Genomic DNA, 15,188 nt, shown 5'->3' on the forward strand with positions numbered 1-15,188 from the left:
GCATGGCCGGCGCTGAGACCCCTTCCGACAAACCTCATATCCCTGTTCTGTTGCGCCCGTTGCTGGCCGCCGTGGCACCGGTCTCTGGTGTCTGGCTGGATGGCACCTTTGGCGCAGGCGGTTATACGCGCGGGCTGTTGGATGCCGGGGCCGACAAGGTCATCGGCGTGGACCGCGATCCGCTGGCCTTTGATATGGCCGCCGATTGGGCGGGTGAGTATGGCGACCGGCTGGTGATGCAGCCCGGAGTGTTCTCGCGTTTGGATGAATACGCGCAGGGTCTGGATGGAGTGGTGCTGGATCTCGGCGTGTCCTCGATGCAGTTGGATCAGGCCGAGCGAGGCTTTTCCTTCATGAAGGACGGTCCGCTGGACATGCGCATGAGCCAAGAGGGTGAAAGCGCCGCTGATCTGGTCAATACGGCGACCGAAGCGCAGTTGGCCGATATCCTGTTTCATTACGGTGAGGAACGCGCCAGCCGCCGCATCGCCAGGGCCATCGTCAAGGCAAGGGCGGAAGAGCCGATCACCACGACCTTGCGTCTGGTCGAGATCATCGAATCCTGCCTGCCGCGCCCCAAGCCGGGCCAATCGCACCCCGCGACTCGCAGCTTTCAGGGGCTGCGGATTGCGGTGAATGCGGAATATGAAGAGCTGTTTCAGGGACTTATGGCTGCCGAGCGGGCGCTAAAGCCGGGTGGGCAACTGGCCGTAGTGACCTTTCATTCCATCGAAGACCGCATGGTCAAACGGTTCTTTCAATCCCGTGCCGGCAAGACCGGGCGCGCCAATCGCTATGCGCCCGAGGTGGAACAGGAACTGCCGCAATTCACGCTTAAGACACGCAAGGCCGTGGGTCCGGACGAACAAGAATTGCAGGAAAACCCACGCGCTCGTTCGGCCAAGCTGCGCGTGGCGGTGCGGACCGAGGCTCCGGCGGGGGAAATTGATGCCCGCGCCATTGGGATGCCGCAACTTGGGGGAAGGGCGAAATGAAGAGTGTTTTGTATGTGTTGACCGCTCTGTGTGTGTTCGGATTGGCGCTTTGGGCGTATCAGGAGAATTACCGGACCCAGCAGGTTGTGAAAGAAACGCAGAAGCTGCAGCGCGAGATTGGCATGGCGCAGGTGCGGCTGGCTGTTCTGAATGCAGAGTGGGCCTATCTGAACCGCCCCGACAGGCTGCGTGAACTGGCCGACCTGAATTTCGAACGTCTGGGCCTGTTGCCGCTGCGCGCCGAGCAGTTCGGTCGAGCCGATCAGATTTCTTACGCCGAGGACCCGGACCTGCCCATCGTCGACCCGATTGAGCTGCAGGCCATCACCAGCACTCAGGCGTTGGGGGAGGTCCAAATCCCATGACCCGCACGCCCCTGCGGCCTTTGGCCCGAATCCTCGACGCCCGCGCTCGGGGCGAGAACCCCAAGGCGATTGAGCGCGAGAATATCCGACAGCGCCACGAAGATATGAAAGACCGCGCCCGCGCCCGCGCCGAGGGGCGTCTTTTGGTTTTGGGCCTGTTCTTCTTCTGCGCTTTCTCAGTCGTGGGCGTCCGGATGGGTATGCTGGCCACGTCCGAGGCGCAAGAGCCGCTGGCCAGCGCCCCCGGAGCCGCGATTGCCATGCAGCGGGCCAATATTGTTGACCGGGAAGGGCGCATTCTGGCGACCAATCTGGATACCTATTCGGTTTATGCTCAGCCGCCTCTGATGATTGATCCCGTTGCCGCCGCCGATCAGTTGGTGGCAATCTTCCCCGATCTGGAAAAAGAACGACTGGTCAAGGACTTCACCGGCAACCGCAAGTTCCTGTGGATCAAGAAACGTATCTCGCCCGAACAGAAGCAGGCGGTGCATGATATCGGTGATCCCGGCATTCTGTTCGGCCCGCGTGAGATGCGGCTGTACCCGAACGGCCGTCTGGCCGCGCATATTCTGGGCGGCTCCGGCTTTGGGCGTGAAGGCGTCAGCGCTGCCGAGGTCATCGGCGTGGCCGGTGTTGAAAAGCAGTTCGACGACTACCTGCGTGACCCGGCCAACGGCAACAAACCGCTGCAACTGTCGCTGGACCTGACCGTCCAGGCAGCGGTCGAGCAGGTGCTTTACGGCGGCATGAAGATCATGAACGCCAAGGGGGCCTCGGCGGTTTTGATGAACGCGCATACGGGTGAGGTGGTCTCGGCCGCATCGCTACCGTCTTTTGATCCGAATGACCGGCCCCGTCCGCCAACTTCGGGGTTTGATCCGTCGGATAGCCCCTTGTTCAACCGCTATGTGCAGGGTGTCTATGAGCTTGGTTCAGTATTCAAAATCTTTACCGCTGCGCAGGCTGTACAACTGGGGTTGGTGAACTCTGAAACCATCATCGACACTTCGGGTCCGATGAAAATCGGTCGCTTTCCCATTGGCGAGTTTAACGGCAAGAACTACGGGAAAATCAGCGTGGCGGACGTGATTGTTCACAGTTCAAACCGGGGGACGGGTCGGCTGGCGCTGCAGATCGGTGCGAAGCGACAGCAGAACTTCTTAAAATCGCTGGGCATGTTCGATCCGACCCCGTTCGAGATTGTTGAGGCAAAAGGCGGCGAACCGCTCAAGCCCAAGAAATGGGGCGAGCTGAGCACGGTGACGATTTCCTATGGTCACGGGCTGTCGACCAGCCCGATGCATCTGGCCGCCGGTTATGCAGCGATTGCCAATGGTGGGCACTACGTCAGCCCGACGATCTTGCGAAAGAACGGCCCCCAGTACGGCCCGCGCGTCTTGTCGGACAGCGCAGCCACACAGGCGCAGAAAATGTTGCGCAAGGTGGTGACAGACGGCACCGCCAGCTTTGGCGACGTGGCCGGTTACGACGTGGCAGGCAAGACAGGTACGGCGGATAAACCCAAGCCGCGCGGTGGCTACTACGACGACAAGGTGATCGCGACTTTTGCCACGATCTTCCCGGCTTATGATCCTAAATATGTGTTGATCGTCACGCTGGATGAACCGTCCATCTTGGCCTACGGCGAAAAGCGCCGCACAGCGGGGTGGACGGCAGTTCCTGTGGCCGCAGAACTGATCGGCCGCATTGCCCCATTGCTGGGCTTGCGTCCCCGGCTTGAGCCTGAGGCGCGCGCTGCTATAACCCTGACCTCAAATTAGGCTGTCCAACAAAAGGTGGGTCATGGGCACAAGGACGAAAACACTCAGCCAACTGGCCCTGACCGCACGGGGCGGTGCAAACCCTGAGATCACCGGGCTGGCTGTTGACAGTCGTCAGGTCAAGGACGGTTACCTGTTCGCAGCCCTTCCCGGCACCCGCGTTCATGGCGGTGAGTTCATCCAGTTCGCCCTGCGCATGGGCGCTGCGGCGATTTTGACCGATGCCGAAGGTGCCGAGATCGCTGCCGGGGAACTGGCCGCATCCGACGCTGCGCTGATCGTGGTTGAAGACCCGCGTCAGGCACTGGCCGGATGCGCGGCGTTGTGGTTCGGCGCCCAACCGCAGACGGTAGTGGCTGTCACCGGGACGAACGGAAAAACCTCGGTCTCGACCTTTGTGCGTCAGATTTGGATGGAGCTTGGTCACGCGGCAGTGAACCTTGGTACTACGGGTGTCGAAGGCGCCTGGACCGCCCCGCTGGCGCATACCACGCCCGAGCCGATCACTCTGCACCGCTGTCTGGCCGAAGCGGCGGAGAACGGCGTTACCCACGCCGCGATGGAGGCCTCCTCGCACGGGTTGGAACAGCGCCGTCTGGATGGGGTGCATCTGGCCGCCGCGGGGTTTTCCAACTTCACGCAGGACCATCTGGACTATCACGAAACCTTCGAGGCATATTTCGCCGCCAAGGCTGGGTTGTTCGACCGGGTTCTGCCGCAGGACGGCACCGTGGTTATCAATATGGATGACCCAAAGGGTGCCGAGATCTGCAAGATCTCGGAGGCGCGTGGTCAGTCGGTTCTGACCGTCGGATCAGGTGATGTTGACCTTTGTCTGATGAATCAGCGGTTCGACTCGACCGGGCAGGACCTACGCTTTTCATGGCAGGGCAAGGTGTTCCAGACGCGTCTCAACCTGATCGGAGGGTTTCAGGCCGAGAACATCCTGCTGGCCTGCGGTCTGGTGATTGCCGCCGGTGAGGATCCCGAACGCGTGTTCGAAACCCTGCCGCATCTGACAACCGTGAGGGGGCGTATGCAATTGGCTGCCACGCGCGAAAACGGGGCTGCGGTTTTTGTCGATTACGCCCATACCCCGGATGCAGTGGCAACCGCGCTCAAGGCGATGCGCCCGCATGTCATGGGCCGTTTGATTGCTATCGTTGGCGCTGGTGGCGATCGCGATGCCACCAAGCGCCCGTTGATGGGGCAGGCCGCCGCTGAGAATGCAGACGTAGTATTTGTCACTGACGACAACCCGCGTAGCGAAGACCCGGCCACCATCCGCGCCGCCGTCCTTTTGGGCGCGCCAGAAGCCACCGAAGTGGGCGACCGGGCAGAGGCCATCTTGCGTGGAATTGATGCTCTGCAACCGGGCGACGCCTTGTTAATAGCGGGCAAGGGCCATGAGACCGGCCAGATCGTCGGCGATCAGGTTCTTCCCTTCGACGATGTGGAACAGGCCAGCATCAGCGTCGCGGCGCTGGACGGGAGGGTGGCATGACGCTCTGGACTGCGGCTGAGGCTGCCGAAGCCACCGGTGGGCGTGCCACCTCAGATTGGGCGGTGAACGGCGTCTCGATCGACACCAGAACCCTCCAGCCCGGAGACCTGTTTGTGGCGCTCAAGGCCGCGAGGGACGGGCATGATTTCGTGGCGCAAGCGTTGGAAAAAGGTGCCGGTGCCGCGCTGGTGTCGCGCGTGCCCGAGGGCGTTTCTGCAGACGCGCCTTTGCTGATTGTCGATGACGTCCAGACAGGGCTGGAAGCATTGGGTATCGCGGGCCGCGCCCGGACGGATGCCCGTGTTGTGGGGGTAACTGGTAGTGTTGGCAAAACCTCGACCAAGGAAATGTTGGCCTGCATTCTGGAAACACAGGGAAAAACACATGCCAGCGTGGCCAGCTACAACAACCATTGGGGCGTGCCCCTGACGTTGGCGCGGATGCCGCGAGACACCGAATTCGCGGTGATTGAGATCGGCATGAACCACCCCGGAGAGATTGCTCCGCTGGCGCGGCAGGCCCGTCCGCATGTGGCGCTGGTGACGACCGTGGCGGCTGTGCATCTTGAGGCGTTCGAGTCGGTTGCGGGCATCGCCCATGAAAAGGCCGCTATTTTCGAAGGGCTTGAAACCGGGGGCGCGGCGATTGTGAATGCCGATATCGATCACGCGGACATTCTGCGCCAGACCGCGCAGGACCATGGAGCCGGGATCGTGGATTTTGGTCGCAAAGCTGTGGACTATAATCTGACCGATGTGACGCAAAGCGCCGACTCGGTTCATGCCGGGGCGACTGTTGGCGATGCGGTCATTGCTTACGACGTGCAATCCGCTGGGACACATTTTGCCATGAATGCGTTGGGGGCTCTGGCGGCCTGTGTCGAGATGGGCGTCGATCTGGATGAGGCCATCGCCGGGCTGCGCCAATGGTCTCCGGTCAAGGGGCGGGGCGTGCGCGAAACGCTGCCATTGGCGGCGGGCGGACAGATCGAGTTGCTGGACGACAGCTACAATGCCAACCCGACCTCGATGGAGGCCGCGCTGGACGTGCTGGCCGCATCACAAGGTACGCGCCGGATCGCTTTTCTAGGTGATATGAAAGAGTTGGGCGGGCAGGAAGTTCCCATGCACGCCGGGATGGCCGACATCGCGGCGATGGCGCATGTGGATCAGGTTCATTGCATCGGCCCGCTGATGAAAGCCTTGCATGACGCGTTGCCCGAAGAAAAACGCGGGCTCTGGTTCGAGACCAGTGCCGAGATGTCCGAACACCTGCCGGAATTGATCCGCGCAGGCGACACGGTGCTGGCCAAGGGCTCGCTCAGCATGGCGCTGGCTCAGATTGTTGACGGTTTGCGGAAAATGGGGCAAGGGAGCGCGCTTGAACCATGATTGCCGCCTAGGAAAGGTATTGTAATGCTATATTGGTTAACCGCCCTGTCGGATGGAGGGGATTTTTTCAACCTCTTCCGCTACATCACCTTCCGTGCGGGCGGGGCCTTTCTGACGGCGCTGATCTTTGGTTTCATTTTCGGCAAACCTCTGATCAATGTGCTGCGTCGCAAACAAGGCAAGGGCCAGCCGATCCGGGATGACGGTCCCGAAGGCCATTTTTCCAAGGCCGGAACGCCGACCATGGGCGGTTTGCTGATCGTAGGAGCCTTGGTGACATCGACGTTGGTCTGGGCGCGTTTGGATAACCCTTATGTCTGGATGGTGCTGTTCGTGACGCTGGCCTATGCGGCAATTGGCTTTGCGGACGACTATGCCAAGGTTTCCAAGCAGAACACCAAAGGTGTGTCTGGCAGGACGCGGATGGCGCTGGGAGTGGTTATCGCAGCGTTGGCTTCGCTTTGGGCATCCTTGCATCATCCTGAAATGTTGCAAAATCAACTGGCTGTACCGGTATTCAAGGATACGCTGGTCAACCTGGGGATTTTCTATATTCCCTTCTCGATCGTCGTAATCGTGGGCGCGGCCAATGCGGTGAACCTGACGGACGGGTTGGACGGGTTGGCGATCATGCCAGCGATGATTGCAGCTACGACCCTAGGGATCATTGCTTACGCGGTTGGTCGTGTTGACTTTACCGAATATCTGGACGTGCACTACGTGCCTGGAACTGGGGAAATCCTCATCTTTACCGCAGCTTTGTTCGGAGGCGGGTTGGGCTTTCTTTGGTACAATGCCCCGCCCGCTGCCGTGTTCATGGGCGATACCGGATCGCTGGCTTTGGGCGGTGCGCTGGGCGCGATTGCAGTGGCCACCAAGCACGAGTTGGTTCTGGCTGTGGTCGGCGGATTGTTCGTAGTCGAGGCGCTGAGTGTGATTATTCAGGTGCTTTACTTCAAACGTACCGGTCGGCGGGTGTTTCTGATGGCGCCGATCCACCATCATTATGAGAAAAAGGGCTGGGCCGAGCCGACCATCGTGATCCGGTTCTGGATCATCTCGCTGATCCTGGCGATGATCGGTCTGGCGACTTTGAAGGTCCGGTAACGCTCCCGCCAGGTTCGGCGGACCTGCGGTCCACCTGCCACCTGTTGGGCCCGGCTCGCGCCGACGCGCGAGCTTTTTGCCGCTCTTGCCATCGGAGATTTCTTCTGTGCAGTGTGGCCGCCAATTAGACGTCAAAAGAAGGTGGGCAGTATGATCCCGGTCAAAGGGTTTTCAGGGCAGAAGGTTGCGGTTCTGGGGCTTGGTCGGTCGGGGCTGGCCACGGCGCGTGCGTTGCGAGCGGGCAAGGCCGAGCCGGTCTGTTGGGATGACAACCCGGCCGCGCGTGAAAAGGCTGAAGTCGAGGGGTTTGTATGCCTTGATCTGCACCGTCACGGGGCGTTTGATGATATCGCGTCGTTGATCGTTTCACCCGGTATCCCTCATCATTACCCGGAACCGAACCCGGTTGTAACTGCAGCGCTTGCGGCCGGGGTGCCTGTGGATAATGACATAGGCCTGTTTTTCCGGTCCTTTGCAGGCCCGGAATGGAACAATTACGACACGCCTCCGCGGGTGATCGCGGTGACCGGGTCGAACGGCAAGTCGACCACTGCTGCCTTGATCCATCACATCCTGACTGAGGCTGGGCGCGAGGCGCAACTGGCGGGGAATATTGGGCGTGGTGTGTTGGATATTGACCCGGGTGGCGATGGCTCGGTCGTGGTGCTGGAATTGAGCAGTTATCAGACCGAACTAGCCCGGTCACTGACGCCGGATGTGGCGGTATTTACCAACCTGTCGCCGGATCATCTGGACCGCCACGGCGGGATGGGCGGCTATTTCGCAGCCAAACGGCGCCTGTTTGCCGAAGGTGGTCCGGACCGTGCGGTTATCGGGATTGACGAAAAGGAAGGCGCGTTTTTGGCGGGGCAACTGGCCGAAGGTCCGGCGGATGACCGGGTGATCCGCGTTTCAGTAGCGCGCAAACTAACAGGGCCGGGCTGGCAGGTCTTCGCGCGCAAGGGGTTTTTGTCCGAATACCGCAAGGGGCGGCAGGCCGGGTCGATTGACCTGCGCCAGATCAAGGGATTGCCAGGGGCGCACAATCACCAGAACGCATGTGCGGCCTATGCCGCCTGTCGTGCGCTGGGGTTGGCGCCGCGCGTGATTGAGGATGCGCTGCACAGCTATCCGGGGCTGCCGCACCGTAGCCAGATCATCGCTGAAGCGGATGGTGTGACCTATGTGAATGATTCCAAGGCAACCAATGTGGATAGTGCGCTGAAGGCGCTGACGGCGTTCAAAAAGATTCGCTGGATTTGCGGTGGGCTTGAGAAAGAAGGTGGTTTGGCGGCGCTGAACGGCGCGGCGGATCAGGTGCTTAGGGCCTATGTGATCGGGCGCGAAGCCGCGAAATTCGCTTTGCAGCTTGAGGCCGAGGCGCAGGTCTGCACCACTATGGAAGAGGCTGTCGCTCAGGCCATGGCAGATGCCCAGCCGGGTGAGACCGTATTGTTAGCTCCGGCGGCGGCGAGTTTCGATCAGTACGACAACTTCGAGCAGCGTGGAGATGATTTCGCGGAACAGGTCCTAAAGCGGCTGTCGGATTAGTCGTTTGCAATAGATCGCCGGTCGGGCCACGCTGTGGTGCTATTTGCTTGACGGGCCAAGACAATTACGTTTGGCTCCGGGCAAAATCAAAATGAGGTCATGACTATGCCATTCCGTAAGTTTTCTTTGATCCTGCCTGCCATTCTGGTTGCTGGCGCCTGCACCAATACTGGTGCCAACTACCAGCCTGTTGTCGATGGACCGGTTGGTCCGAACTACAACTTCGATCTGCAGCAGTGCCAACAGCTTGCCGCATCACAGTCCAGCGTTGATGGATCGACCGCAGGGAATGCGGCAATTGGCGCAGCAGGTGCTGCCGCTGTAACCGGGATTGTTCAGGACAGCAGTGACAACCTGGGTCGTGCGGCTGTCGCGGGCGCCTTGGTTGGTGCCGGAGCGGACGTGATCAACAAGAACCAGAACAAAGAAGTCATCGTGCGTAACTGCATGCGTGGACGCGGCTACAACGTCGTCGGCTAACGCCCGGCGATTGCAGTTCCTGCGGCGTGGCCCGAGGACCACGCCCACTGGAAATTGTAGCCGCCAAGCCAGCCGGTGACATCCACTGCTTCACCAATCGCATAGAGGCCGGGGACATCCCTGGCCTCCATTGTTTTTGACCACAGGTCGTCCGTGTCGATCCCGCCCAGCGTGACCTCGGCAGTGCGATAACCTTCGGTGCCCGAGGGTGTTAGCTGCCAGTTTGACAGGGCCGAGATCAACTCGGTCAGCGCGGTGTCGGACTGGTCTGCCAGATTTCCCTGCATCGAAATGTGCTGGCTCAGATAATCCACCAGCCGAGCGGGCAGGTGACGGGCCAGTTCGGTGGTCAGTGCCTTGCGGCCACTGCTTTGCCGCTGATCGCGCAGCAGGTCGAACAGGTGCAGGTCGGGGATCAGATTTACGCGGATCGTCTCACCCTCATGCCAATAGGACGACAATTGCAGCACGGACGGCCCGCTGAGGCCGCGATGAGTGAACAGCAGCGCTTCGTCAAAGCTGGTGCGGTCGTTCGACAGGCGTGCGGGCAGAGAAACACCCGAGAGTTCCTTGAACTTTCCATCCGAAAACGTGAAGGGCACCAGCGCCGCGCGCGTCTCGGTCATCCGTAAGCCGAACTGTTGGGCGATGTCATAGGCCAGCCCGGTTGCACCCATTTTGGGGATCGACTTACCACCCGTGGCCAGTACCAGATTGTGACAGCTCAGGCTAAGGCGCTGGCCCTCGCGGTCAACCTCCAGCGCGAATCCGGCCTCGATCTTGCGCAGGTCTTTCACCTCGGTCCGCACCCACAACTCGGCTCCGGCTTGTTCCATCTCATCCAGAAGCATCTGGATGACCTGTTTCGAGGACCCGTCGCAGAACAACTGCCCCAGTGTTTTCTCATGCCACGCGATGCCGTGACGCCCGGCCAGATCGACGAAATCCCACTGCGTATAGCGTGCCAACGCGGATTTGCAGAAATGCGGGTTCCGCGACAGGAAGTTGCCAGGTCCCGCATACATGTTGGTGAAGTTGCAGCGCCCGCCGCCCGAGATGCGGATTTTCTCACCCGGAGCTTTGGCGTGATCGATCACCAATACGCGCCCACCGCAATGGGCGGCGCACATCATACCGGCTGCACCGGCACCTAGGATGATCGTGTCGTAGGTCATGCGCAGCGCATGGCGCGAAATGGCGGGGATGGCAAGTGGTAGCCGTTTCAACGGGCGCACGGAATTTGTGTTAAAATCGTTCATAAGGAATTGAAATCTCACCCGTGCAAAGGAGGGTTCCCCGATGATCATGCGAATATTCCAAGTCACAGTGCGCCCCGGCAAAGAGGCTGAATTTTCGAAGTTTTTCCACGAGACCGCGATCCCGTTGATGCAAAACACCGATGGCATCGTTCAGGTTCTGCCGGGCGCACCGCGGTCCGATACACCGCGCGAGTTCAGCTTTGTGATGATCTGGAACAGCCTGGACGCGCTGAAAGCCTTTGTCGGTGACGATTATCAAAGCCCGCACATTGATCCGGCCGAGGCTGAACTGGTCGAATCCAGAACGATCAAACACTATGATCTTGTTGCCTAGGTGATCCGAAATTCCGGGAACGGAGCTTTGAATTCAAACCGTTGCCCACAGGGCGCTAATTTCCGCGACCTGCCCGTCATTCTGCTAGCCCAAACGCCAAAATCCCTGTAGAGTCTCAATCAGACCCCGAAAACGGGGCGTTAACGAGGCAGAGAGTGGCGGTATCTCATGACTGAGATGGTGTATGGCGCGGTCCAGGACCAGCGCGGTGAACCGATTCTACCAAAGTGGTGGCGGACAATTGATCGCTGGACGATGTCCTGCGTGCTGATCCTGTTTGTCATCGGGTTATTGCTGGGGCTGGCCTCATCACCACCGCTGGCAGGCCGAAACGGGTTCGATCCGTTCCACTATGTCGAGCGTCAGGCGCTGTTCGGTGGACTGGCGCTGATTGCGATGCTGCTGACCTCGATGATGTCGCCGACGCTGGTGCGGCGTCTTGCGGTACTGGGCTTTTTGGGCGCGTTTGTGGCGCTGGCTTTTCTGCCGGTCTTTGGCACTGATTTCGGGAAAGGCGCGGTGCGGTGGTATTCGCTGGGCTTTGCTTCGCTGCAACCCTCCGAGTTTCTGAAGCCCGGCTTTGTCGTCGTTGCCGCATGGCTGTTGGCCGCGTCGCAGGAGATCAATGGCCCTCCGGGCCGGTTGTGGTCTTTTGCGTTGTGCATGGCCATCGTCGGGATGCTGGTGCTGCAACCCGATTTCGGTCAGGCCTGTCTGATCCTGTTTGGCTGGGGCGTTATGTACTTCGTGGCCGGTGCGCCGATGCTGTTGCTGGTTGGCATGGCCGGTGCAGTGGTGCTGGGCGGTATGTTTGCCTATTCAAACTCGGAACACTTCGCCCGCCGGATCGATGGCTTTCTCAACCAAGAAGTCGATCCAACCACTCAGATCGGTTATGCCACCAACGCCATCCGCGAAGGCGGCCTGTTCGGCGTTGGCGTGGGTGAGGGGCAGGTGAAGTGGTCTCTGCCCGATGCGCATACGGATTTCATCATCGCCGTTGCGGCCGAGGAGTTCGGCCTGATCCTGGTGCTGATCATTATCGCGCTTTATTCGATAATCGTGGTGCGTTCTTTGCTGCGGCTGATGAAGGAACGCGACATGTTCATCCGTCTGGCGGGCACAGGACTGGCTTGCATGTTTGGCGTTCAGGCGATGATCAACATGGGCGTCGCAGTGCGCCTGCTGCCCGCCAAGGGCATGACGTTGCCGTTCGTCAGCTATGGCGGGTCGTCGCTGATTGCGGGTGGCATTGCGGTCGGGATGCTTTTGGCGTTTACCCGCACCCGCCCACAGGGCGAGCTTGGTGACATTCTGCGCGGACGAGGTTGATGACCAAACCCTATCTACTGATTGCGGCGGGTGGCACCGGGGGCCACATGTTCCCGGCGCAGGCCCTGACCGAAGCGATGCTGCAAAAAGGCTGGCATGTGCGCCTGTCCACTGATGCGCGCGGCGCGCGTTACACCAGCGGCTTTCCGCATTCGACCGAGATTGTCGAGGCGTCCTCGGCCACCTTCGCGCGCGGCGGTCTGGCCGCCAAAGCGCTGGTTGGACCCAAGATTGCCGGTGGCGTCACCAGCATGGCATTTCAGATGATGCGCGACCGGCCGGACGTTGTGGTGGGCTTTGGTGGCTATCCGTCGATCCCGGCGCTGGGCGCGGCGACGATGCTGAAAATCCCGCGCATGATCCATGAACAAAACGGCATTCTGGGTCGGGTGAACCAGCTGTTTGCGACCCGCGTGTCACAGGTGGCCTGCGGTATCTGGCCCACCGACCTGCCCGAGGGGGCAAAGGGCGTGCATACTGGTAACCCAGTTCGCGCCGCCGTGCTGGAACGCGCAGCGGCCGGGTATATCCCGCCCGGTGACTATCCGATGTCGATCCTTGTGATGGGCGGCTCGCAGGGCGCGCGCATCCTCAGCGATATAGTGCCGGGCGCGATTGCTGCTTTGCCCGAATTGCTGCGCGATCATATCCGCGTCGCCCATCAAGCCCGCGACGAGGACGGAGAGCGGGTCACTGCCTTTTACGCCGATCACGGTATTCGCGCCGAGGTCAAACCGTTCTTTCAGGACGTCCCGCGCCGAATGTCTGACGCGCAATTGGTCATTTCGCGTTCAGGCGCGTCGAGCGTCGCCGATATCTCGGTGATCGGGCGGCCTTCTATCCTGGTCCCGTTTGCCGCCGCCGCAGGCGACCACCAAACCGCCAATGCGCGCGGGCTGGTGCAGGCGGGTGGGGCGATCATGATTCCGGAAAACCTGCTTGACGTTTCCGCGCTGACCGACCAAATCACCGCAGTTCTGACAAACCCCGAAGCCGCACAAAAGATGGCCCATGCCGCCCTCTCGACCGGCGCGCCGGATGCGACTGAGCGTCTGGTGCATCTCGTCGAAGATCTGGCGCAGAAGGAGACCGCATGAATCCCGCAACCAAACTGCCGCAAGACGTAGGGCCGATCCACTTCGTTGGTATCGGTGGGATCGGGATGTCGGGGATTGCCGAGGTGCTGCTGAACCTGGGGTACCGGGTGCAGGGGTCTGACCTGAAGGCCTCGAAAATCACCGACCGTCTGGCCGGTTTGGGGGCTGAAATCTTTGTTGGCCAGCGCGCTGAAAATCTGGAAAACGCTGCCGTTGTCGTAGTGTCGACCGCGATCAAACCCGGCAATCCGGAACTGGACGGTGCCCGCGCGCAAGGCCTGCCGGTGGTGCGCCGCGCCGACATGCTGGCTGAGTTGATGCGGCTGAAATCCAACATCGCCATCGCCGGAACGCATGGTAAGACCACGACGACCACGATGATGGCCGAACTGATGGTGGCGGGTGATTTCGACCCGACCGTGATCAATGGCGGTATCATCCACGCCTATGGCTCGAACGCGCGGATGGGGCAGGGTGAATGGATGGTGGTTGAGGCCGACGAATCCGACGGCTCGTTCAATCGTCTGCCTGCGACCATTGCCATCGTCACCAATATCGACCCCGAGCATATGGAGCATTGGGGCGATTTCGACAGGTTGCGCGACGGGTTCTACGAGTTCGTCTCGAACCTGCCATTCTACGGTCTGGCTGTATGCTGCACCGACCATGCCGAAGTGCAGACGCTGGTGGGCCGCATCACCGACCGCCGGGTGCGTACCTATGGCTTTAACGCGCAGGCTGATGTGCGGGCGGTGAACCTGACCTACAAGGGCGGCGTTGCCCATTTCGACATCCACCTGCAATACGAAGACACCGTGATCGAGGATTGTACTCTGCCGATGCCTGGGGACCACAACGTCTCGAACGCGCTGTCCGCGGCTGCGGTAGCGCGTCATCTGGGGATGAAAGCCTCGGAAATTCGCGATGCGCTGGCCAATTTCGGTGGCGTCAATCGCCGCTTCACCAAGGTGGGTGAAGTGGACGGAGTCACCATCATCGACGACTACGGCCACCATCCGGTTGAAATCAACGCCGTGCTGAAAGCCGCGCGTCAGGCGACCGAGGGCCGCGTGATCGCCGTGCATCAACCGCACCGCTATTCTCGCCTGTCAAACCTGTTCGATGATTTTTGCACCTGTTTCAACGACGCAGATGTGGTGGCCATCGCCGATATCTTTGCCGCCGGAGAAGACCCGATCGAGGGCGCGTCCCGCGACGATCTGGTGCAGGGGCTGATCCGCCACGGCCACCGCCACGCGCGCGCGTTATTAGACGAAAACGATTTGGAACGGTTGGTCCGCGAGCAGGCCCGCCCCGGTGACATGGTTGTGTGTCTGGGCGCGGGTACGATCAGCGCCTGGGCAAATGGCTTGCCCGCGCGGTTGCAGCACAAACAGGCCGTTTGACGTAATAGACTTTCCGGTGACGCAACTTTAAAGTGTGGCGTCGCAACGTCCTTGGAAGGGGCAGCAGGTGTATTCAGTAGTGTTCGCATCCCTATGGGTCGTGGCTGCGACAATCGTGGCGATGCTGCCGATGCGGTTGCAGTTTCCTCCGGGCATTTTGCTGCTGATCTCTGCACCGGTGCTGATCGTCTGGCTGGGGTATGATTACGGCTGGTTCCTCTCGGTGCTGGCTTTTGCGGGGTTCGCGTCGATGTTCCGCAAACCGATCCAATACTACTGGCGCCGCTGGACGGGCAGGGAGGTCGAAGAATGAACTGGTCCATCGCCCTTGCTGCCTTGTGGGGGATTGCCGCAAACGTGCTGGCTATGCTGCCCAGTAAAGACCACCACTGGACGCGCGCCTATTTTCTGATCGCGGTCGGTATTCCGATTTTGGGCTATGTCACCTTGCAGAACGGTCCGTGGATCGGGTTGCTGGTTCTTGCGATGGGCATGTCGGTGCTGCGCTGGCCGGTAATTTACCTGACCCGTTGGACAAAGGCGAAAATGCAGGGCATGAAGGCGACCAACAAGTAACGGCCGC

15 protein-coding genes are annotated in these 15,188 nt (G+C 60.5%); 14 read left to right on the forward strand and 1 reads right to left on the reverse strand.

All coding sequences use genetic code 11. The annotated features are described in order from the left end of the window. Window positions 1–2: 2 nt before the first annotated feature. From rsmH to ACR0ER_RS03075, 8 genes are all read left to right on the forward strand, one after another. A complete protein-coding gene (gene rsmH, locus ACR0ER_RS03040) occupies window positions 3–995 on the forward strand; it encodes a 16S rRNA (cytosine(1402)-N(4))-methyltransferase RsmH (protein WP_480767666.1) in 993 nt (330 codons plus the stop codon). Continuing rightward, window positions 992–1,360: a cell division protein FtsL gene (gene ftsL, locus ACR0ER_RS03045; RefSeq protein WP_170331589.1), complete on the forward strand. Its 369-nt coding sequence runs from the start codon at window positions 992–994 to the stop codon at window positions 1,358–1,360. The genes rsmH and ftsL overlap by 4 nt, the downstream gene beginning before the upstream one ends. After that, window positions 1,357–3,144: a peptidoglycan D,D-transpeptidase FtsI family protein gene (locus ACR0ER_RS03050; RefSeq protein WP_480767667.1), complete on the forward strand. Its 1,788-nt coding sequence runs from the start codon at window positions 1,357–1,359 to the stop codon at window positions 3,142–3,144. The genes ftsL and ACR0ER_RS03050 overlap by 4 nt, the downstream gene beginning before the upstream one ends. 22 nt (window positions 3,145–3,166) lie before the next feature. Then, complete coding sequence (locus ACR0ER_RS03055) at window positions 3,167–4,648, forward strand: UDP-N-acetylmuramoyl-L-alanyl-D-glutamate--2,6-diaminopimelate ligase (RefSeq protein WP_480767668.1); 1,482 nt, start codon at window positions 3,167–3,169, stop codon at window positions 4,646–4,648. Continuing rightward, a complete protein-coding gene (locus tag ACR0ER_RS03060; protein WP_480767669.1) occupies window positions 4,645–6,039 on the forward strand; it encodes a UDP-N-acetylmuramoyl-tripeptide--D-alanyl-D-alanine ligase in 1,395 nt (464 codons plus the stop codon). Before ACR0ER_RS03055 ends, ACR0ER_RS03060 begins: the two co-directional genes overlap by 4 nt. A 24-nt stretch (window positions 6,040–6,063) precedes the next feature. Next, the gene (gene mraY, locus ACR0ER_RS03065) at window positions 6,064–7,146 is read left to right on the forward strand and encodes a phospho-N-acetylmuramoyl-pentapeptide-transferase (RefSeq protein WP_480767670.1); all 1,083 of its coding nucleotides are present in this window, start codon (window positions 6,064–6,066) and stop codon (window positions 7,144–7,146) included. A 150-nt stretch (window positions 7,147–7,296) separates the two neighbouring features. Next, window positions 7,297–8,697 carry a UDP-N-acetylmuramoyl-L-alanine--D-glutamate ligase gene (murD, locus tag ACR0ER_RS03070; protein WP_480767671.1) on the forward strand — a complete coding sequence of 467 codons (1,401 nt, stop codon included), beginning with the start codon at window positions 7,297–7,299 and terminating at the stop codon, window positions 8,695–8,697. A gap of 105 nt (window positions 8,698–8,802) precedes the next feature. Further along, entirely contained in the window at window positions 8,803–9,177 is a 375-nt protein-coding gene (locus tag ACR0ER_RS03075) for a glycine zipper family protein (protein WP_480767672.1), read from the forward strand. On the opposite strand, the gene ACR0ER_RS03080 is transcribed toward ACR0ER_RS03075, so the two are convergent. After that, the gene (locus ACR0ER_RS03080) at window positions 9,174–10,352 is read right to left on the reverse strand and encodes a BaiN/RdsA family NAD(P)/FAD-dependent oxidoreductase (protein WP_480767781.1); all 1,179 of its coding nucleotides are present in this window, start codon (window positions 10,350–10,352) and stop codon (window positions 9,174–9,176) included. The genes ACR0ER_RS03075 and ACR0ER_RS03080 overlap by 4 nt on opposite strands. A 124-nt stretch (window positions 10,353–10,476) precedes the next feature. Here ACR0ER_RS03080 and ACR0ER_RS03085 point away from each other — a divergent pair, with 124 nt between their 5' ends. The 6 genes from ACR0ER_RS03085 (at window position 10,477) to ACR0ER_RS03110 (ending at window position 15,181) form a co-directional block, all read left to right on the forward strand. Continuing rightward, window positions 10,477–10,770: an antibiotic biosynthesis monooxygenase family protein gene (locus tag ACR0ER_RS03085; protein WP_170331574.1), complete on the forward strand. Its 294-nt coding sequence runs from the start codon at window positions 10,477–10,479 to the stop codon at window positions 10,768–10,770. A gap of 168 nt (window positions 10,771–10,938) precedes the next feature. Further along, the gene (ftsW, locus tag ACR0ER_RS03090) at window positions 10,939–12,102 is read left to right on the forward strand and encodes a putative lipid II flippase FtsW (protein WP_170325742.1); all 1,164 of its coding nucleotides are present in this window, start codon (window positions 10,939–10,941) and stop codon (window positions 12,100–12,102) included. After that, complete coding sequence (locus ACR0ER_RS03095; protein ID WP_480767673.1) at window positions 12,102–13,199, forward strand: UDP-N-acetylglucosamine--N-acetylmuramyl-(pentapeptide) pyrophosphoryl-undecaprenol N-acetylglucosamine transferase; 1,098 nt, start codon at window positions 12,102–12,104, stop codon at window positions 13,197–13,199. The genes ftsW and ACR0ER_RS03095 overlap by 1 nt, the downstream gene beginning before the upstream one ends. Next, window positions 13,196–14,605 carry a UDP-N-acetylmuramate--L-alanine ligase gene (gene murC / locus ACR0ER_RS03100; protein ID WP_480767674.1) on the forward strand — a complete coding sequence of 470 codons (1,410 nt, stop codon included), beginning with the start codon at window positions 13,196–13,198 and terminating at the stop codon, window positions 14,603–14,605. The genes ACR0ER_RS03095 and murC overlap by 4 nt, the downstream gene beginning before the upstream one ends. A 79-nt stretch (window positions 14,606–14,684) precedes the next feature. Beyond that, the gene (locus ACR0ER_RS03105) at window positions 14,685–14,918 is read left to right on the forward strand and encodes a DUF2484 family protein (RefSeq protein WP_480767675.1); all 234 of its coding nucleotides are present in this window, start codon (window positions 14,685–14,687) and stop codon (window positions 14,916–14,918) included. Further along, on the forward strand, window positions 14,915–15,181 hold the full coding sequence (locus ACR0ER_RS03110; RefSeq protein WP_170331566.1) for a DUF2484 family protein: 267 nt from the start codon (window positions 14,915–14,917) through the stop codon (window positions 15,179–15,181). The genes ACR0ER_RS03105 and ACR0ER_RS03110 overlap by 4 nt, the downstream gene beginning before the upstream one ends. Window positions 15,182–15,188 lie beyond the last annotated feature (7 nt).

This window comes from Ruegeria sp. CH8 (genome assembly GCF_056536985.1).